This window comes from Streptococcus sp. 2022WUSS037 (assembly GCF_044427225.1).
GTDB lineage: Bacteria > Bacillota > Bacilli > Lactobacillales > Streptococcaceae > Streptococcus.
The window spans coordinates 266,332-284,621 of record NZ_JAOTGJ010000001.1 but is presented as its reverse complement, the minus strand read 5'-3'; the positions used below and the strand labels follow the sequence as shown (position 1 = coordinate 284,621).

Below are 18,290 nucleotides of genomic sequence, written 5' to 3'. Positions count from 1 at the left end.
CACCTGAGTACAATCCCATCGAGAAAATCTGGGCTCACATCAAAAAACACCTCCGAAAAGTATTACCAAATTGCAATACTTTTCTTGAGGCACTTTTGTCCTACTCTTGTTTCAATTGACTATAGTACCTGACAAGCTGAAAGTAAAGGAACAAGCACTACAGCTTAATATAGCAGAGTCAACTTACTATTTGGCTAAGAATGAAGCCTTGGAAGAGTTCGCTAGCTGTTATCGTAATGGCTCACTACAAAGACATAGGGGTGGGTAGCCCTACCTATCCCCTCGGCCGGACTTCACGCCGTCATTGTGCAAATTTTTTCGCGTGAAATATGCTATTCTTCAATTTTGCCTATTTTGAGCAAATAGCTACCACGCGCCGCAGTCTATTTCTCCAAAATGGTAATTTTGAACGGATACAGTAAAACACAGTAGGATACAGTAGAAGCATGATATAATACACTTATCAGCAATCAAAAAAGCGTACCGAATGGATACGCTAGTCCTTGCCTGCTGAACTCATTATTTTTAGTCTATCATGCTATAAATGATAGGCTTTTTTTGTTCCCCTTTTTGTACACTTTCTAGGGAAATGTAACGCTGTATAAAGTTTACACTTTTTTTCAAAAATCCAGTAAAATCAACTAAAAAGGCGTGTAAAGCAACCAAATGCTAAAGCCAAGCATACCTTATCACAAAATGGTATAATGGAAGGTACAATGTTTGAAAGAGGAAGAAGATGAAATTACAAGAGGGAGTAGATCTTCATTTTATTGATACAGATCAGTTTACGACAAATCGTATACGTATTCGCTTTGCAGCTGAAATGAGTGAGGCTACAGTTGCTGGTCGTGTGTTAGTTGCAAATATTTTTGAAATGGGTAACCAAGAATTTCAGACTGCTCAGGCTGTTCGGAGAAGATTGGCAGAATTGTATGGTGCTCAGTTCTCGACCTCAGTTTCAAAACGTGGTAGGGTGCACTGTGTAGATGTGACAATTTCATATGTCAGTCCTCGTCACTTGCCAGAAAATGAGGATATTACAGTAGAGATTCTTGATTTTTTATACACGTGTATATTTAGACCACTGAAAAAGGGACGAGGATTTGATAGTCAGATTTTCGAGGTTGAAAAAACGAATTTAATCAATTTTCTTCAGTCAGAGATAGAAGATAATTTTTATCATGCAGATGTTGAAATGAGTAAGCTTTTTTATAAAGATCCCTCTCTTCAAATTCCACGCGTCGGTAGGCTTGATTTGGTTGAAAAAGAAACAGCAGAATCAACCTTTCAGATTTATCGGAATATGTTGCGTATGGATAAAATTGATATATTTGTCTTAGGGAAGGTTGACAGAGAACAAGTAAAAAGAAAACTTGAAGATTTTGGTTTTACTTATAGAAATCCAAAATTAGAGTTAGAATATCATCAGGAATACTCAAACATCACGCAAGAAAAAATTGAGCGTAAACAGGCAAGGCAGTCCATTTTGGAATTGGCATATCATTTACAGGTAGTTTACAACAATGTAAACTATCCGGCTTTGATGGTATTTAATGGTCTACTAGGTGCTTTCTCCCATTCGAAGTTATTTATGAATGTTCGTGAGAAAGAAAGTTTGGCCTATACAATTGGAAGTCAGGTCTCTATTTTTTCAGGAATGCTGAAGGTCTATGCTGGAATTAGCCGCGAAAATAGACTCAGGGTAATGAAGTTAATTAGTAAACAACTACTTGATTTAAAATGTGGTAAATTTACAGAAGAAGAATTAGAGTTGACAAAAAACATGTTGATTCATTCGGCAACCTTGGCTCAGGATAGGCAGAATAATTTGATAGAACAAGTATATAATCAAGTTACCTTAGGAAATAGAAATTTAAGTTGGCTAGATTGGATTGAGGCTATCAAATCTGTATCAATAGACGATGTCATTCGAGTAGGACAGATGATTAATTTACAGGCTGTTTACTTTATGGAGGGGACAGAAGAATGAAGTTAATTGAGAAGAAGTATCCTTACATGAAAGAATCTGTCTTTTATGGGAAAGTTGACAATGGGTTGACAGTTGTTTTACTTCCTAAAGAAGATTTCCATGAGACATATGGAATTCTAACGACCAATTTTGGGGGTATTCATACTCGATTTACACTGGCTAATGGTAATAGTGTTGTTTATCCTGCAGGGATTGCACACTTTTTAGAACATAAGCTGTTTGAAACTGAGAATGAAGAGGATATTATGAATGAGTTTGCTAAATTGGGAGCAAGCGCAAATGCTTATACCAGTTTTAGACAGACTAGTTACTTATTTTCAACGACTCAGAAAGTATTGGAGTCTCTATCACTTTTACAATCTTTTGTTCGAGAACCGTATTTTACAGAAGACAATGTAGAAAGAGAACAGGGGATTATTGAACAAGAAATAGAGATGTATCAAGATGATGCAGATTATCGCTTGTTTACGGGAATTTTATCATCGCTTTATCCAGAAAGTCCTTTGGCCTATGATATAGCAGGGACAGTTGAATCAATTGCTGCAATTACTGCGGATGATTTACATGAGAATTTTGATGTGTTTTATCATCCAAGTAACATGAATTTATTCGTTATTGGTAATTTTGATTTAGAGGCAGTTTGGAAACAAATTTCAAGTTATCAAGTAGCTCAGATGGATAATCCAGCTCAGTCGTTTGAATTGGCAGGTGTCCAAAAGTTGCCGATAAAGGAGCATCTCTCAGAACAATTTGAAGTATCTACCCCCAAATTGGCTGTTGGTCTACGGGGAAATGACGAGGTTGATAGGGAGACTATTCAGAAATATCGGCTCAGTTTACAATTTTTATTTGCCATGTTGTTTGGTTGGACTTCAAAACGATACCAACAGTTATACGAACAGGGAAAAATTGATTCTTCTTTCCAGTTCCAATTAGAGGTTACACCTGAGTACCACTATTTGATTATCTCGGGAGATACTCAAGAACCCATTACGCTTTCTAGTATACTGATGAAAGCACTTAGGAAATTTGAGGATGATGCAGATGTGACAGAGGATCATTTACAATTGTTGAAAAACGAGATGTATGGAGATTTTATTCGTAGCTTAAATTCTCTTGAGTTTACAGCTAGTCACTTTGTTTCTCAGTATTCAGAATATGAAAATGTTTTTGATATACCTCAAATGATACAAAGTCTTCAGTTAGATGACATCAGAGAGGCAGGTCGTCGCTTTATTGATTACTGTGATATGACAGATTTCACGATTTTTCCAAAATAAGTGGGCGCAACCCGTCGAAATTTCCTTGGAATTTTGTTAGAATAGTATACTGTACATGATGAGCGATAGAGAGAGGGTATTATGAGACAAAAGAGTATAGGGGAAGTACTTAGAACAGCTAGAGAAGGACGGGGTTGGACATTCGTTGATTTGCAACGGATAACAAAAATCCAAGCTAAATATTTGCAGGCACTTGAGTACAATGATTTTGATTTTATTGCAAACTCAGATGATGTTCATTCTATTTTAAAAGCATATGCTGAGGCTTTGGAATTAGATGCAGATGTCCTACTGGATGCTTACGAGACCAATAGTTTAGTGAAATATTATGAAGATGGAGAAGAAGAATTCCGATCTTCAGAATTGAAAAGAAGCTATAAGGTTCGTAAACGTAAAAAGAACTCTTATCTTCCGTTGATTTACTTATTACTTGCGACGGGTTTGATAATTATTTTTGTGACTTATATTGTTCATAGCAGGCTCCAAAATAGAGCATCTATTACGCCTACTACAACGTCATATAGTATAGTTGAGCAATCTGTATCTGAAGCAAGTAGTGGCACAGAGACGAGTTCTACTGAGCAGGCGCAGTCAAATTCAACGAGTTCAAGTATTTCCGCTACAGAAAATGTGACTATTTCAGGCTCAGGTTCTAACATTGTTGCGACCCTTAAAACAGTGACTTATCCAGTAGAAGTAACTGTAACAGCAAAAAATACAACGAGTTGGATCAGCCTTTCTGACACCTTGTTAGAGGGGGGCGTTACACTAACACCTGATAATCCAACAGTAACTACTACTATTGAAGAAGGAGTGACTTCTACTACACTTGTTCTTGGTGTTGTCAAAGGAGTAGAGGTAAGTGTAGGTGCCCAAAAGTTAGATATATCAGCTCTGACAGCCGATACAGGCTCAATTACAATAAATTTTGAACAATAAAGGTTTTATATGAAAAAAGAAAATATTCCCAATGCATTGACGATAGGTAGGATTTTGGTAATCCCAATTTTTATCTTGTTACTGACCGTTTGGGATTCAACAATTAGTCATGTGTTGGCAGCACTTATTTTTGCATTAGCTAGTATTACGGATTATCTAGACGGCTACTTGGCTCGTAAATGGCAGGTTGTAACAAACTTTGGTAAGTTTGCTGATCCGATGGCAGATAAGATCTTGGTCATGTCTGCCTTCATTATGTTGGTGGAACTTGGTTTTGCTCCAGCTTGGGTGGTTGCGATCATTATCTGTCGTGAATTGGCAGTGACTGGCCTTCGTTTGCTACTGGTTGAAAATGGAGGAACAGTTCTAGCTGCGGCTATGCCAGGAAAAATCAAAACATTTTCACAGATGTTTGCAGTTATTTTCCTGCTCTTACACTGGAACGTCGTGGGGCAAATAACACTCTATATTGCACTTTTCTTCACCCTATATTCAGGTTATGATTATTTCAAGGGTGCATCTTTCTTGTTTAAAGATACATTTAAATGATGAATAATATTATTGAAGTAAAAAATCTTACCTATAAATACAATCAAGAGGATGAACATTACACTCTAAACGATGTTTCGTTTCACGCGAAACAGGGAGAATGGTTGTCTATTATTGGACATAATGGTTCGGGTAAATCAACAACCGTTCGTTTGATTGATGGTTTGTTGGAAGCTGAATCAGGTGATATTTATATTGACGGTGATGCCTTAACCATTGATAATGTATGGGATAAGCGACGCTTGATTGGTATGGTTTTTCAAAATCCAGATAACCAATTTGTGGGTGCCACAGTTGAAGATGATGTTGCATTTGGTTTAGAGAACCAGGGAATCCCTTTGGAGGAGATGCGTAGTCGAGTTGACGAAGCTTTGGAATTGGTTGGAATGACTGATTTTAAAACACGTGAGCCTGCTCGTTTATCTGGTGGTCAGAAGCAGAGGGTGGCGATTGCTGGAGTGGTTGCCTTGCGTCCAAAAATTATTATTTTGGATGAGGCTACGTCTATGTTGGATCCAGAAGGTCGTCTCGACTTGATTAAGATTGTCCGTGAAATTAAGGAGCGTCATGGTATGACGGTTATCTCTATAACACATGATTTGGATGAGGTTGCATTGAGTGACCGAGTTATCGTGATGAAAAATGGACAGGTTGAATCAATTAGCACTCCAAATGAACTATTTATGCGAGAAGATTTGGTAGATTTAGACTTGGATAGACCATTTACGACAGAACTGGCTTCATCTTTGCGCCAGACTGGACTTGATTTACCGCTCCGCTATTTTACAGAGGAAGAATTAGAGGAAACTTTATGGGAATTGATCTCCAAGAAGTAAGCTATACCTATCAAGCTGGTACTCCTTTTGAGGGGCATGCGCTTTTTGGTGTGGATTTGGAGATTGTTGATGGCTCTTACACGGCCCTTATTGGGCATACGGGGTCGGGCAAATCAACAATTTTACAACTCTTGAATGGATTAAATGTACCAACAGAAGGAAGAGTAGTCATTGATGATGTTGTGATTACAGCGACGTCTGAAAATAAGGATATTAAGCAAGTAAGGAAGAAAGTGGGGCTGGTGTTCCAATTTCCTGAAAGTCAAGTGTTTGATGAAACGGTCTTGAAAGATGTTGCTTTTGGTCCACAAAATTTCGGAGTTTCTCAGGAAGAGGCTGAAACGATTGCGCGTGAAAAGTTGGCCTTGGTTGGAATTGATGAAAGCTTGTTTGAGCGTAGTCCTTTTGAACTATCTGGTGGTCAAATGCGTCGGGTAGCTATTGCTGGGATTCTGGCAATGGAACCAAGTATCTTAGTTTTGGATGAACCAACAGCTGGATTGGATCCTGCGGGTCGTCAGGAATTGATGGATATTTTCAAAAAGCTTCATGAATCAGGCATGACAATCGTTTTGGTAACTCATTTGATGGACGATGTGGCTAACTATGCTGATTTTGTTTACATTATGGAAAAGGGAAAGCTGGTCCGTTCTGGTAAACCAGTTGATATTTTTCAAGAGGTAGATTTTTTAGAGAGTATTCAGTTGGGAGTGCCTAAGATTACTAAGTTTGCAGCTAATTTGGAGAGAAGAGGCTTTGTATTTGAACGTCTTCCTATTACAATTGAAGAATTTACGGGGATGGTGACACATGGATAAATTGATTTTAGGTCGCTATATTCCTGGGGATTCAATTATTCATCGCTTGGATCCAAGAAGTAAGCTTTTAGCAATGTTTGGATTTCTATTGATGATTTTTTGGGCCAATAATTTGGTCACCAATGCCTTGTTGATAGCATTTGTTTTAGGAATGGTTGTTTTATCTCGTATTCGCTTATCATTTTTTATTAATGGTTTGAAACCGATGATAGGAATTATTCTATTTACAACTTTCTTCCAGGTTTTCTTTACACCTGGAGCGACCATTCTATGGGAATTTTGGATTTTTAAATTATCTGTAGAAGGGTTGCAACAGGCGGCGATTATTTTTGTTCGCTTTGTTTTGATTATTTTCTTCTCAACCCTATTGACCTTGACGACGACACCGCTTAGCTTGGCTGATGGTATTGAGTCGGGGCTTGCACCTTTGAAGAAATTTAAAGTTCCTGTGCATGAAATTGGTTTGATGTTGTCCATGAGCTTGCGTTTTGTACCGACCTTGATGGATGATACCACTCGGATTATGAATGCTCAGAGAGCTCGTGGAGTGGACTTTAATGAGGGAAATCTTATTCAGAAGGTAAAGTCAGTTATTCCTATTTTGATTCCGTTATTCGCATCAAGTTTTAAGAGGGCAGATGCTCTTGCAACGGCGATGGAGGCGCGTGGGTATCAGGGCGGCGATGGGAGAACAAAGTATCGGATTTTGGAATGGAAGTTAGCAGATACGTTAGCAATTTTAGTTATGTTAGCTTTAGCTGGACTCTTATTTATATTGAAAAAATGAGTAAAAAACGCTAGAAATAGCGTTTTTATCGTCTAATCTCAATTTGTCTGTAATATTTGTAACAATTTCACAAAGTCTAAGTAATAGTTAGAGGGTATGATAGACACATGACAGAAAGGAATGTGACTATTATGAACATTACATTAAAGAAAAACTTAAAAACAACTATTGCTGGTTTGGTAGCGGGAATCTCCCTTTTGACTGCGGGTGTAGTCAGTGCAGAAACCTATACTGTAAAGTCTGGTGATACTCTGTCTGAAATTGCTGAGACACACAATACTACTGTTGAAAAATTAGCAGAGCAGAATAAGATTACCAACTTGGATTTTATCCATGTCGGTCAAGTTATCGAATTGGGTGATGTGACAGTGAAGGCAGTAGAGAGTTCAGTTGAACAAACTCAATCAACATCAACTTCTACTGCAACAGCAACAACTAGCACCTATTCTTCAAACTTGAGTGCTGAAGATGCAGCAGCAAAAGAATGGATTGCAATGAAGGAATCAAGCGGTAGCTATGATGCCCGTAACGGTATCTACATTGGTCGTTACCAGTTGACAAATACTTACTTGAATGGTGACTACTCACCAGAAAACCAGGAGCGTGTAGCAGATGCTTATGTTGCTAGTCGCTATGGTTCATGGTCTGCAGCCAAGGCTTTCTGGTTGGTAAATGGTTGGTACTAAGATAAATTAGAAGAGGTCTAGCACGATGCTAGACTTTTTTCTATTGTTGAAAGTTGTCTAGCTTTACAGATAGGGTTGTTTTGTTTATAATTGTGAAAAAATTGACTAGAAAAGAAGAACTATGAAATTACAAAAACGAATTTTTCGATTAAATATGATTATGCTTATTTTTTCCTTGGTTGCTATGCTGGGGGTAAGTGTTTATGTGGTTAATAGCATTTATCGTAACCAAGAAACATGGCAATCCACCAGTCAGAAGACAGCAAGTAGTCAACAGAGTTTGGAAAAGTTTTCGGGATCAGATTTTGCAGTATTGGCAGATGAGTTAGCATCGAATGATGCACGACTCTATGTAGAAAGTAATGGTGAGACTGTCTTTTCAAATCTGAAAGATGATGCGGATGAGATACTGGGAGTGACAGTATCATCAACCACTCACACCTCCTATGTAGATGGAGAAATTGTGATTAGCCGTAAACTCGCCACGGATGGGCAAGTTTATTATTTATATGCCTTGCTAGAGGATATGGAAGAACAACAGGAAAGTCAGGAATTTCAAGCCTTTCTTTTGCAACTTTTCTTGGTTGGTGGGGCAGGTATTGTCATCATAGTGGTGCTTAATTTCTTCTTTACTCACCGTCTCTTAGGTGTTGTTATGCGGCCTTTGGATGAATTGCATAGCGGTGTAGAGCGTATCCAGCAGGGAGATTATACAGTGTCTTTGACCTATCAGGGAGATACGGAATTTGAAGAATTGACCCAAGGGTTCAATCAAATGCAGACTTCTTTGTTAGATGCCCGTGAGAAAAATCAACTGTATGAACAAAATCGAACCCAGATGGTCGCAGATATTTCGCATGATTTGCGGACTCCCTTGACTTCTATCAAAGGTTATGCCAAGGGAATTTTGGATGGTATTGCCAATACGGATGAAAAACGTAATCAGTATTTGACTGTTATCTATCAAAAATCTCAGGTGATGGAGAAATTACTGGAAAAATTATTTGCTTTTTCACAATTGCAGACAGATAAAATGCCATTTGATAAAGTCCAGCTTGATTTGGCTATCTTTTTACAGTCCTATGTAAGCGAGAAAACTGAGGAATTAGTAGATGAGGACATTCGGTTTAGTTTGGAAGTATCGGATGGATTACCAGTTGAGATTGACCCAATTCAATTTCGTAGAATTCTAGATAATCTGGTGGACAATGCACGAAAATATGCCGCTGTAAAGCCCCTGATAATCAGTATTACTGGACAAATGCAAGAGCAAGAAGTTGTTTGGACTTTTACAGATAACGGAAAAGGTGTAGAAAAGAATAGACTTGACTTGATTTTTGAAGAATTTTACAGGGCAGACGATACCAGACAGCAAGTAGAAGGCCATGGTCTGGGGTTAGCGATTGTAAAAAATATTATCGAACGCTTGGGAGGTCGAGTGTCTGTTGAGGCAACTCCAGGACTTCGATTTATCTTCAGATTACCTAGAAAGGATATGAAATGACACGGATTTTAATCGCAGAAGACGATGTAGAGATTGCTTATTTGGAGCGAGATTATCTGGAAATGCAGGGCTACCAAGTAGATTTGGTACATGACGGTGGTCTTGTAGAGGACCAACTCAAAAAAGAGGATTATGCTCTTTTAATGCTGGATGTCATGCTCCCAAATAAAACTGGCTACGATCTTTGTCGTGATTTACGGGATAAGGTGGACTTCCCTATTTTGATGGTTACATCCAAGCAAGAAACCATGGGCGTGGTGAGAGGGCTAGGCTTGGGAGCGGATGATTACATCAGCAAACCTTTTGATCCCATGGAGTTGGTAGCGCGTGTAAAGGCTCATTTGGCTCGCTACCAGCGTTTTCAAAAGGATAATGATCATAATGAATTAACAGTTGGGAATATGACTATTTTCTTGGATAATTGGAAAGTGACTTTGGATGGTCAGGAAATCAAATTGCCTAATCGTGAATTTGAATTGCTGGTTTATCTAGCAAAACACCCTAACCGAGTATTCTCTAAAGATCACTTATTTGAAACCATTTGGGGATATGACTATGTTGGAGATAGTGCGACAGTTGCTGTTCATGTCAATCGACTCCGAGATAAATTCACGCCATACGCATAAAAAATTTCTCCTCTCCTTTTGTCCCCGGAAATAACTGCTTTAAACTTGGTATCTACCTTTGTACAAGCACCTTATCCTCGATTTCCAAATAATTGTGGCAAATAATGCTCCAAATGGACAGAAATATAGCGTTGTTTGCGGCGGTAACTCAGCTTTTCCTTAGGGAATGTCATAGTTTGTAAAAGATAAAGACAAACTTTACGAATAGCGTTCAAATTAAAGGCCGCTCGTTTATCTAAGGTCTGGTTCTTATCTTCTCGGTAAACCACATCTAACAACCAATGCAGGCTCTCAACTGACCAATGACCGCGAACTACCTGTGAAAAAGTCTGTACATCACCCTTGAAACTGAGGATAAAATAACGAACTTCTTCCGTAATGACGCCATCTTTATCAATGGTATTCTTAGTCATCCCAATCCCACGAAGTTTTTTCCATTTTGGGTGTCGTTGGCTCAGCCATTTCACATCGTGAGAAACCCAGTAGTCCCTCACCTCAATCTGACTACGTGCCTTTTCAATGGTCTGATAATGACAGCCTTTCTTTGTCAACTGAGATAACAATTTGGCATCACTAAAATAAAGGTCAATATCCTCATGGAGAGTACCTTGATTTCCTTTGACTGCCAAGCAGTAATCACCCTTACCTCCTATAATCACGTCCGCAATGTCCGTCTGGGTTCCCATGGCATCAATCGTGACAACACTCTTACGAAGGTCTAGCTGACGCAAGAGGCGAGGAATGGCAGTAATTTCATTGATTTTATCCTCAACAGCTACCTGACTAAGGCTAATCCGATTGCCCCCATCATAGGCAGTAACAATATGAGTCGGAGATTGGTGTTTTCCTCGGTTCCCCCGAATCGTTTTACCATCAACAGCGATTAATTTTGAAAAATTAGTTGTTTCCGAACTAGCTTCGAAGGACAGCTTCAGTTCCTTTAAGAAATCTGGATTGACCATACTCACAACACGTTCCAAGGTATCATGAGAAGGACAACCAGCACTCAAATCAACGTACTCTCCCAAGACAGATTCGTTCATTTCGATGAAATCTTCCATCTCTTTCCATGTTTCAATCCCTGCCAATTGACAAGCAAAAACGAGAAACAGAATGGTCGATAAGGGATAGCGAATTTTCCAAGCTTGACGGCTATCGTATTCTTCTTTGTGCTCTTCTATGGATAAAAGAAAATCAATCATTGTAGTTCACCTCTATTCTAGTGTACTACTTTGATTGATCTTTGGTTATGATTTTCGCTTTCTGAAAACGAATTTTTCTTCATGCGTTTGGCGTGAGATAAATTGGGAGCGGATTTGATTGAGACTATCTGGGGAGCAGGCTATCGTCTTAATGATTAATTTATAAGTGTTTAGAATTTGTTTAGAAAGTTTCTCTAAAGTGTTAAAACCTATCCTCTATAATAGACTTATCAGCAAGAGCTGAAGAAAACAAGTTAAAAAGAGGACAAAATGGAAAATAACAATCAACAACAAGAAATTATTGAAGTGGCAGAAAATAAGAAAACAGGTGTCTGGGAATCAGTCAAACAGAAGGTTACAGGCATGAGTAAGAAATCGATTATCTTATTGTCAGTAGGTGCCTTGGCACTTGTGACGGCTGGCTTTGTCGTAGCAGAAGTCTATGAAAATAAACTAGAGGCATTAGGAAATCAAATTGAGCGACAAGTTGGAATTGCAGATGATAACAACCAACAGGTAATAGCACAAGCTAATGCATCATCAACCTCATCAGTAAATACAACTTCTGCTAGTCAACTCGCAACAAGTTACGGTGTAAAGTTAGTTGACACCTCTGAGCTAGATGGTACTTATACAGCAACATCTGGAAATGACTCCTACACGTTGACTGTAAAAGGGAATCAGGAAACCTTGACAGAAGTTGACAAAGATGGAGATCAAGATATTGAACAAGTTATCTTTGATTTAGATAAAAAACTTGCCTACATTGATGGCGAAGCAGATAGTTATACCTTGAATGGTCCAACTCTTACTTTGACAGAAATTGATACCAATGATACAACCTTAGAGAAACTAACATTCACGAAACAATAAGAAAAGGGACCGTTGAGGTCCTTTCAGAACGTAGACAAACTCCTAAAAATATAAAAAATTGAAGAAGTTTACGAAAGATAGCAAGTCATTAAACTCTTAGAAACATTGATATTTCGGCGCTTCTGAGAGTTTTTTTTATTTTCAACATAAAAAAAGATTGAAGAAAATTGTCCAAAATGGACTTTTTCTTCAATCTGAAAGGACCGTTAAGGTCCTTTTTGGTTTACACTATTGTCAATCTTCTCCAAAAATTTCTTGAGCAAGGCGACGACCCGTCGGTGTAGCTGCAAGGCCACCTTCAGCAGTTTCACGGAAGGCAGTTGGTAGAGCTGAACCAACTTGGTACATGGCATTGATGACTTCATCTGCTGGAATTTTGGATTCGATGCCTGCTAGAGCCATATCGGCAGCTACCATGGCGTAGCTGGCTCCCATTGCATTACGTTTGACACAAGGAACTTCTACCAGACCTGCAACCGGATCGCAAATCAGACCCAGCATATTTTTAATGACAAAGCAGATGGCTTGGCTAGCTTGATAGGGAGTTCCCCCTGCTGCAAGTGTCAGGGCTGCGGCAGACATAGCAGAGGCAGATCCGACTTCTGCCTGACAGCCTCCTTCTGCACCTGATATAGAGGCATTGTTGGCAATGACCAGACCAAAGGCTCCTGCTGTAAAGAGGAAGTCAAGTTGTTGGTCTTCTGTCAAGTTTAACTTGTCAATGGCAACGCCAAGCACAGCAGGTAAGCAACCAGCAGATCCTGCTGTAGGAGTGGCGCAGACCAAGCCCATTTTGGCATTCAATTCGTTGACAGCCATGGCGTTTCTTGCAGCGGACAAGATAGAAGAGTCCGACAGAGTCTTACCACTCTTAATGTAGGCATCTAACTTGGCAGCATCACCTCCTGTTAAACCAGATACGGATTTGCTTTCAGTCAGTCCATCTACGATGGAGGCTTTCATAACTGTCAAGTTTCTTGACATAATTGTCAATATTTCTTCGCGGCTGCGTCCAGTTAATTCAATTTCAGTAGCGATCATGAGTTCAGCTACATTGCCAGAAAAATCATTGGCTTGCTGAACCAATTCTTCAATTGTATAAAACATGGTTTCCTCTTTCTAGTTGAAGAAGGTGACATTGTGCAAGTGGGGAATTTTTTCAATTTCTGCAATCGAATTTTCACATTGGCGAGCATCCACTTCGATAATCATAATGGCTTTTTCGCCAGCTTGTTCACGTGTCACGTTCATTTGGGCAATGTTGATATTGTATTTTGACAGGACATCTGTCACCTTTGCAATCATACCTGGGACATCCTGGTGAACAATGATAATAGTCGGCGTATTCATATTGAGATTGACAGAAAAACCGTTGAGTTCTGTTACTTGAATATTTCCCCCACCGATGGAAACGCCAGTGGCTGAGATGGATTTTTTATCGTTTTTTATGATGATTCTGGTGGTATTGGGATGTGGGGTATTGCTGTCCTTGTTGACACGCCAATAAACCTTAATGCCTCGTTCTCTTGCAATATCAAGAGAGTCAGGAATGCGGGGATCATCCGTATCCATGCCCAGAATACCTGCTACCAAGGCTACATCCGTACCGTGACCACGATAGGTCTTTGCAAAGGAGTTGTAAAGTTGAAATTCCACCTCGGTCGGCTCATCGCCGAAGATGGAAGACACAATTTTTCCAATGCGAACCGCACCAGCTGTGTGACTAGAAGACGGTCCAATCATAACCGGTCCAATAATATCAAAAACCGATTGAAATTTTAAGTTTGTCATAGCTTTCCTCGCTTTTCATTCTTAGGTATATTATATCAAATTATCCTGTCAAGGAATATGCTAAGATGAATGGGGTTTCAATACCAAATTCCTGTAGCTTCTCCCTTTTGTATGGTATAATACAAGTTGTTCAAAATCGACCTTCAAATCGTTTTTTGGAAAAAATTTTGAAATACGACCTTCAAATCGTTATTTCTACGAAAAGATGGGAGAAGATTATGTCAACTGACAATTCTAAAACCCGTGTTGTTGTCGGTATGAGTGGCGGTGTTGATTCATCGGTTACGGCCCTCTTGCTCAAGGAGCAGGGCTACGATGTTATTGGTATCTTCATGAAAAACTGGGACGACACGGACGAAAATGGCTTCTGTACAGCAACAGAAGACTATAAGGATGTGGCTGCAGTGGCAGACCAAATCGGCATTCCTTACTACTCTGTCAACTTTGAAAAAGAGTATTGGGACCGCGTTTTTGAGTATTTCCTAGCAGAGTATCGGGCTGGCCGCACCCCCAATCCAGATGTCATGTGTAACAAGGAAATCAAGTTCAAGGCCTTCTTGGACTACGCTATGAACTTGGGGGCGGACTATGTGGCGACGGGCCACTACGCTCAGGTGTCACGCGACGAGGACGGCACCGTCCATATGCTACGTGGGGCAGACAATGGCAAGGACCAGACCTATTTCCTTAGCCAACTCTCACAGGAACAACTGCAGAAAACCATGTTTCCGCTTGGCCATTTACAAAAGCCTCAGGTAAGGGAAATAGCAGAGCGAGCAGGCTTGGCGACCGCTAAAAAGAAAGACTCGACAGGCATCTGCTTTATCGGTGAAAAGAACTTCAAAGAATTTTTGGGGCAGTATTTGCCAGCCCAGCCCGGTCGGATGATGACAGTTGACGGTCGTGATATGGGAGAACACACAGGCCTCATGTATTATACTATCGGCCAGCGGGGCGGGCTTGGTATCGGAGGACAAATCGGTGGGGATAATGAGCCTTGGTTTGTTGTCGGAAAAGATCTGTCCCAAAATATCCTCTATGTCGGACAGGGCTTCTATCATGAGTCCTTGATGTCAACTTCTTTACAGGCCAGTCAAGTGCACTTTACACGTGATATGCCTGAAGAATTCACGCTAGAATGCACAGCTAAATTCCGGTACCGTCAACCAGACAGTCAAGTAACTGTCAAGGTAAAAGGCGACAAGGCAGAGGTTGTTTTTGCAGAGCCACAACGAGCAATCACACCAGGTCAAGCCGTTGTTTTCTACGATGGTCAAGAGTGTCTGGGCGGTGGCATGATCGACATGGCCTACAAGGATGGGGTGGCTTGTCAGTATATTTAGTTGACAGTCGTGTAAAGATTGTTTAACTTGACTTGTCAGGACAATTTGATACAATATTTCTAACAAGAACTATGATGGTCAAAGCTCATGGGAATTGTAGGCTTTTTTGTCCTGCGGTTTTCGAGAGTTTTGGCTATTTTTTGCTATTGAGGAGAGAAGATGGACTTTCGGACAGTGATAGGCAATCAGTCCTTTGGTGTTCGTGCGACAGGATTGTTAGTAAAAGATGAAAAACTATTTCTTGTAAGGGCACCAGAGGGGAACTACTATACCTTGGGGGGTGCTATTCAGCTGGGCGAAACAACCCAAGAGGCTGTGCAACGGGAAATGCAAGAAGAACTTGGAATTGATGTGGAGGTTGGACCGCTGGCTTTCATTGTTGAAAATCAGTTTATCTTGCAGGAGAAATCCTATCATCAGATTGAATTTCTTTACCTTGTTACCCCACTGTCTGAGCCAGTTACCTATCTGGAAGAAGGTGATTCTATCCGCCAGTGTGAGTGGATTGCTTTTACAGACTTGAAAAATCTTGACCTTAACCCTGCCTTTCTCAAGACGGAGCTAGCTGGCTGGAAGGGACAGTTGCAGCATTTTATTAATTGGGAAAACTAGCCTATCTAAATGAAATTTTAGAAAAGAGAAGGAAGAATGGATTTTAGGACCAGAATTGACAATCAGGTCTTCGGTGTTCGTGCCACTGCATTGCTTATAAAAGACGGAAAAATATTTCTCACCAAGGACTCTAAGGGGCGTTATTATACCATTGGCGGTGCGATTGCAGTCAACGAAACTGCACAAGATGCGGTTGTTCGGGAAGTCAAAGAAGAATTAGGGGTTGACATCCGTGTCAACCAGCTAGCCTTTGTCGTTGAAAATCAGTTTACACATGAAGATATAGATTTTCACAATATCGAGTTTCATTTCATCGTTGAGCCCATTGGAGAAGTGCCTAAGGAGATGATTGAAGATAACTTGAAACAAGCTTGTGAATGGATTGAACTTGACAGACTTGTCAACCTAGATATCGTGCCAGCCTTTCTGGCTCAAGAATTGCCAAACTGGAATGGGCAAGTCAAACACATCATGAACATAAAGGAGAAATAAAAATGACACACACATTTGCAGAAAACTACGATGTCATCGTGATCGGTGCGGGGCACGCGGGTGTAGAAGCAGGATTGGCAGCCAGCCGGATGGGCTGTAAGACCTTGCTTGCGACGATTAACTTGGACATGGTGGCCTTTATGCCATGTAATCCCTCCATTGGTGGTTCTGCCAAGGGGATTGTGGTAAGGGAAATCGATGCCCTGGGTGGCGAAATGGGTCGCAACATTGACAAGACCTATATCCAGATGAAGATGCTCAATATGGGCAAGGGGCCAGCTGTTCGTGCTTTGCGGGCTCAGGCGGACAAGGCAGAGTACGCAGCGGAGATGAAGCGGACGGTGGAGCGTCAGGAAAATCTTACCCTGCGTCAAACCATGATTGATGAGATTTTGGTGGAAGATGGCAAGGTTATCGGTGTCCGCACGGCTACCAACCAGAAATTCTCAGCCAAGGCAGTTGTGGTGACGACAGGTACAGCCTTGCGTGGTGAGATTATCATCGGTGACCTCAAGTATTCGTCAGGTCCTAACAATAGCCTAGCTTCTATCACGCTGGCGGATAATCTGAAAGAATTGGGCCTTGAAATCGGTCGTTTCAAGACAGGGACGCCACCGCGTGTCAATGCTCGCACTATTAACTACGAAGAAACTGAGATTCAGCCAGGCGATGAAAAGCCAAATCACTTTTCATTCTTGTCCAAGGATGAGGACTATTTGCAGGACCAAATTCCTTGCTGGTTGACCTATACTAACGCGACCAGCCATGAGATTATCAATAGTAATCTTCATCGGGCACCTATGTTTTCAGGGATTGTCAAAGGGATTGGTCCCCGTTATTGTCCGTCTATTGAGGACAAGATTGTTCGTTTTGCCGACAAGGAACGCCACCAGCTTTTCCTAGAGCCAGAAGGTCGCAATACCGATGAAATCTATGTTCAAGGGCTGTCAACCAGTCTGCCAGAAGATGTGCAGCAGGACTTGATCCACTCCATTAAAGGCTTGGAAAATGCTCAGATGATGCGGACTGGCTATGCCATTGAGTACGATATGGTTATGCCTCATCAGTTGCGGGCGACGCTTGAAACCAAGAAGATTTCTGGGCTCTTTACAGCAGGTCAGACCAACGGGACATCGGGTTATGAAGAAGCGGCAGGTCAGGGAATTATCGCTGGGATCAATGCCGCTCTTAAGGTACAGGGTAAGCCTGAGTTGATTTTGAAACGAAGCGACGGCTACATTGGTGTCATGATTGATGACCTAGTGACCAAGGGAACGGTGGAGCCTTACCGACTCTTGACCAGTCGGGCAGAATACCGCTTGATTCTGCGTCATGACAATGCCGATATGCGTTTGACGGAAATCGGTCGTCAGGTTGGCTTGGTAGATGATGAACGCTGGCAGGTCTTCCAAATCCATAAAAACCAGTTTGACAATGAAATGAAACGCTTGGAGTCTATCAAACTCAAGCCAATCAAGGAAACCAACGAAAAAGTCGTTGCCATGGGCTTCAAGCCTCTGACGGATGCCCTTACCGCCAAGGAATTCATGCGTCGTCCAGATGTGACTTATGCAGATGCGGTAGCCTTTATCGGTCCTGCGGCAGAGGACTTGGATGCTAAGACCATTGAATTGATTGAAACAGAGGTCAAGTACGAGGGCTACATTGCCAAGGCCTTGGATCAGGTGGAGAAGATGAAACGCATGGAAGAAAAACGCATTCCGGCCGATATTGACTGGGATGATATTGACTCTATTGCGACCGAGGCTCGTCAGAAATTCAAGCTGATTTCACCAGAAACCATTGGTCAGGCTAGTCGGATTTCCGGTGTCAATCCAGCGGATATATCCATTCTTATGGTTTACTTGGAAGGACGCAGTCGTTCCATTTCTAAAAACAAATCAAAGGACAGTCACTAAGGCTGTTCTTTTCGCTGTATGTCAGCTATATGTCAACTACTTT

18 protein-coding genes and 1 pseudogene are annotated in these 18,290 nt (G+C 40.9%); 16 read left to right on the top strand and 3 right to left on the bottom strand.

The window, feature by feature from the left end; translation table 11 throughout:
• The 11 genes and pseudogenes from ODU55_RS01365 to ODU55_RS01315 all read left to right on the top strand — a co-directional run.
• A pseudogene (locus ODU55_RS01365) lies at positions 1–119 on the top strand (IS630 family transposase); the annotation flags it as partial.
• A gap of 617 nt (positions 120–736) precedes the next feature.
• Positions 737–1,990 (top strand): EF-P 5-aminopentanol modification-associated protein YfmF, encoded by a 1,254-nt coding sequence (yfmF, locus tag ODU55_RS01360; protein ID WP_398581630.1) that lies wholly within the window; start codon positions 737–739, stop codon positions 1,988–1,990.
• Positions 1,987–3,270: an EF-P 5-aminopentanol modification-associated protein YfmH gene (gene yfmH / locus ODU55_RS01355; protein WP_398581629.1), complete on the top strand. Its 1,284-nt coding sequence runs from the start codon at positions 1,987–1,989 to the stop codon at positions 3,268–3,270. Before yfmF ends, yfmH begins: the two co-directional genes overlap by 4 nt.
• 81 nt (positions 3,271–3,351) lie before the next feature.
• Positions 3,352–4,209 carry a cytoskeleton protein RodZ gene (gene rodZ, locus ODU55_RS01350; RefSeq protein WP_398581628.1) on the top strand — a complete coding sequence of 286 codons (858 nt, stop codon included), beginning with the start codon at positions 3,352–3,354 and terminating at the stop codon, positions 4,207–4,209.
• Between the two features lie 9 nt (positions 4,210–4,218).
• A complete protein-coding gene (gene pgsA, locus ODU55_RS01345) occupies positions 4,219–4,758 on the top strand; it encodes a CDP-diacylglycerol--glycerol-3-phosphate 3-phosphatidyltransferase (RefSeq protein ID WP_398581627.1) in 540 nt (179 codons plus the stop codon).
• A complete protein-coding gene (locus ODU55_RS01340) occupies positions 4,758–5,594 on the top strand; it encodes an energy-coupling factor ABC transporter ATP-binding protein (protein ID WP_398581626.1) in 837 nt (278 codons plus the stop codon). The genes pgsA and ODU55_RS01340 overlap by 1 nt, the downstream gene beginning before the upstream one ends.
• Positions 5,570–6,412: an energy-coupling factor transporter ATPase gene (locus ODU55_RS01335; RefSeq protein WP_398581625.1), complete on the top strand. Its 843-nt coding sequence runs from the start codon at positions 5,570–5,572 to the stop codon at positions 6,410–6,412. The genes ODU55_RS01340 and ODU55_RS01335 overlap by 25 nt, the downstream gene beginning before the upstream one ends.
• Positions 6,405–7,199, top strand: a complete 795-nt coding sequence (locus ODU55_RS01330; RefSeq protein ID WP_002938197.1) for an energy-coupling factor transporter transmembrane protein EcfT — start codon at positions 6,405–6,407, stop codon at positions 7,197–7,199. Before ODU55_RS01335 ends, ODU55_RS01330 begins: the two co-directional genes overlap by 8 nt.
• A gap of 131 nt (positions 7,200–7,330) precedes the next feature.
• On the top strand, positions 7,331–7,885 hold the full coding sequence (locus ODU55_RS01325) for a LysM domain-containing protein (protein ID WP_029174207.1): 555 nt from the start codon (positions 7,331–7,333) through the stop codon (positions 7,883–7,885).
• A 121-nt stretch (positions 7,886–8,006) separates the two neighbouring features.
• The gene (locus ODU55_RS01320; protein WP_398581624.1) at positions 8,007–9,389 is read left to right on the top strand and encodes an ATP-binding protein; all 1,383 of its coding nucleotides are present in this window, start codon (positions 8,007–8,009) and stop codon (positions 9,387–9,389) included.
• The gene (locus ODU55_RS01315; protein WP_398581623.1) at positions 9,386–10,015 is read left to right on the top strand and encodes a response regulator transcription factor; all 630 of its coding nucleotides are present in this window, start codon (positions 9,386–9,388) and stop codon (positions 10,013–10,015) included. The genes ODU55_RS01320 and ODU55_RS01315 overlap by 4 nt, the downstream gene beginning before the upstream one ends.
• A 71-nt stretch (positions 10,016–10,086) precedes the next feature.
• Here the strand turns inward: ODU55_RS01315 and ODU55_RS01310 are convergent, their stop codons facing one another.
• Complete coding sequence (locus tag ODU55_RS01310; RefSeq protein WP_398581622.1) at positions 10,087–11,217, bottom strand: ISAs1 family transposase; 1,131 nt, start codon at positions 11,215–11,217, stop codon at positions 10,087–10,089.
• A gap of 270 nt (positions 11,218–11,487) precedes the next feature.
• On the opposite strand from ODU55_RS01310, the gene ODU55_RS01305 reads away from it, so the two are divergent.
• The gene (locus ODU55_RS01305; protein ID WP_398581621.1) at positions 11,488–12,090 is read left to right on the top strand and encodes a DUF3642 domain-containing protein; all 603 of its coding nucleotides are present in this window, start codon (positions 11,488–11,490) and stop codon (positions 12,088–12,090) included.
• Positions 12,091–12,324: 234 nt separating this feature from the next.
• Here the strand turns inward: ODU55_RS01305 and sdaAA are convergent, their stop codons facing one another.
• Entirely contained in the window at positions 12,325–13,197 is an 873-nt protein-coding gene (gene sdaAA / locus ODU55_RS01300; protein WP_398581620.1) for an L-serine ammonia-lyase, iron-sulfur-dependent, subunit alpha, read from the bottom strand.
• 12 nt (positions 13,198–13,209) lie between these two features.
• Positions 13,210–13,881, bottom strand: a complete 672-nt coding sequence (gene sdaAB / locus ODU55_RS01295; protein WP_105114085.1) for an L-serine ammonia-lyase, iron-sulfur-dependent subunit beta — start codon at positions 13,879–13,881, stop codon at positions 13,210–13,212.
• A 218-nt stretch (positions 13,882–14,099) separates the two neighbouring features.
• Here sdaAB and mnmA point away from each other — a divergent pair, with 218 nt between their 5' ends.
• The 4 genes from mnmA (at position 14,100) to mnmG (ending at position 18,247) form a co-directional block, all read left to right on the top strand.
• Complete coding sequence (gene mnmA, locus ODU55_RS01290) at positions 14,100–15,224, top strand: tRNA 2-thiouridine(34) synthase MnmA (protein WP_398581619.1); 1,125 nt, start codon at positions 14,100–14,102, stop codon at positions 15,222–15,224.
• 159 nt (positions 15,225–15,383) lie between these two features.
• Positions 15,384–15,836 carry an NUDIX hydrolase gene (locus ODU55_RS01285; protein WP_398581618.1) on the top strand — a complete coding sequence of 151 codons (453 nt, stop codon included), beginning with the start codon at positions 15,384–15,386 and terminating at the stop codon, positions 15,834–15,836.
• A 36-nt stretch (positions 15,837–15,872) separates the two neighbouring features.
• Positions 15,873–16,328 (top strand): NUDIX hydrolase, encoded by a 456-nt coding sequence (locus ODU55_RS01280; RefSeq protein ID WP_099832408.1) that lies wholly within the window; start codon positions 15,873–15,875, stop codon positions 16,326–16,328.
• A gap of 2 nt (positions 16,329–16,330) precedes the next feature.
• Positions 16,331–18,247 (top strand): tRNA uridine-5-carboxymethylaminomethyl(34) synthesis enzyme MnmG, encoded by a 1,917-nt coding sequence (mnmG, locus tag ODU55_RS01275; protein ID WP_105142877.1) that lies wholly within the window; start codon positions 16,331–16,333, stop codon positions 18,245–18,247.
• The last annotated feature ends 43 nt before the right edge of the window (positions 18,248–18,290 follow it).

What these genes read in the sequence shown, in the direction of transcription:
- yfmF (WP_398581630.1), top strand. Translation starts at nt 737, where the DNA reads ATGAAATTACAAGAGGGAGTAGATCTTCATTTTATTGATACAGATCAG.
- yfmH (WP_398581629.1), top strand. Translation starts at nt 1,987, where the DNA reads ATGAAGTTAATTGAGAAGAAGTATCCTTACATGAAAGAATCTGTCTTT.
- rodZ (WP_398581628.1), top strand. Translation starts at nt 3,352, where the DNA reads ATGAGACAAAAGAGTATAGGGGAAGTACTTAGAACAGCTAGAGAAGGA.
- pgsA (WP_398581627.1), top strand. Translation starts at nt 4,219, where the DNA reads ATGAAAAAAGAAAATATTCCCAATGCATTGACGATAGGTAGGATTTTG.
- ODU55_RS01340 (WP_398581626.1), top strand. Translation starts at nt 4,758, where the DNA reads ATGAATAATATTATTGAAGTAAAAAATCTTACCTATAAATACAATCAA.
- ODU55_RS01335 (WP_398581625.1), top strand. Translation starts at nt 5,570, where the DNA reads ATGGGAATTGATCTCCAAGAAGTAAGCTATACCTATCAAGCTGGTACT.
- ODU55_RS01330 (WP_002938197.1), top strand. Translation starts at nt 6,405, where the DNA reads ATGGATAAATTGATTTTAGGTCGCTATATTCCTGGGGATTCAATTATT.
- ODU55_RS01325 (WP_029174207.1), top strand. Translation starts at nt 7,331, where the DNA reads ATGAACATTACATTAAAGAAAAACTTAAAAACAACTATTGCTGGTTTG.
- ODU55_RS01320 (WP_398581624.1), top strand. Translation starts at nt 8,007, where the DNA reads ATGAAATTACAAAAACGAATTTTTCGATTAAATATGATTATGCTTATT.
- ODU55_RS01315 (WP_398581623.1), top strand. Translation starts at nt 9,386, where the DNA reads ATGACACGGATTTTAATCGCAGAAGACGATGTAGAGATTGCTTATTTG.
- ODU55_RS01310 (WP_398581622.1), bottom strand. Translation starts at nt 11,217, where the DNA reads ATGATTGATTTTCTTTTATCCATAGAAGAGCACAAAGAAGAATACGAT.
- ODU55_RS01305 (WP_398581621.1), top strand. Translation starts at nt 11,488, where the DNA reads ATGGAAAATAACAATCAACAACAAGAAATTATTGAAGTGGCAGAAAAT.
- sdaAA (WP_398581620.1), bottom strand. Translation starts at nt 13,197, where the DNA reads ATGTTTTATACAATTGAAGAATTGGTTCAGCAAGCCAATGATTTTTCT.
- sdaAB (WP_105114085.1), bottom strand. Translation starts at nt 13,881, where the DNA reads ATGACAAACTTAAAATTTCAATCGGTTTTTGATATTATTGGACCGGTT.
- mnmA (WP_398581619.1), top strand. Translation starts at nt 14,100, where the DNA reads ATGTCAACTGACAATTCTAAAACCCGTGTTGTTGTCGGTATGAGTGGC.
- ODU55_RS01285 (WP_398581618.1), top strand. Translation starts at nt 15,384, where the DNA reads ATGGACTTTCGGACAGTGATAGGCAATCAGTCCTTTGGTGTTCGTGCG.
- ODU55_RS01280 (WP_099832408.1), top strand. Translation starts at nt 15,873, where the DNA reads ATGGATTTTAGGACCAGAATTGACAATCAGGTCTTCGGTGTTCGTGCC.
- mnmG (WP_105142877.1), top strand. Translation starts at nt 16,331, where the DNA reads ATGACACACACATTTGCAGAAAACTACGATGTCATCGTGATCGGTGCG.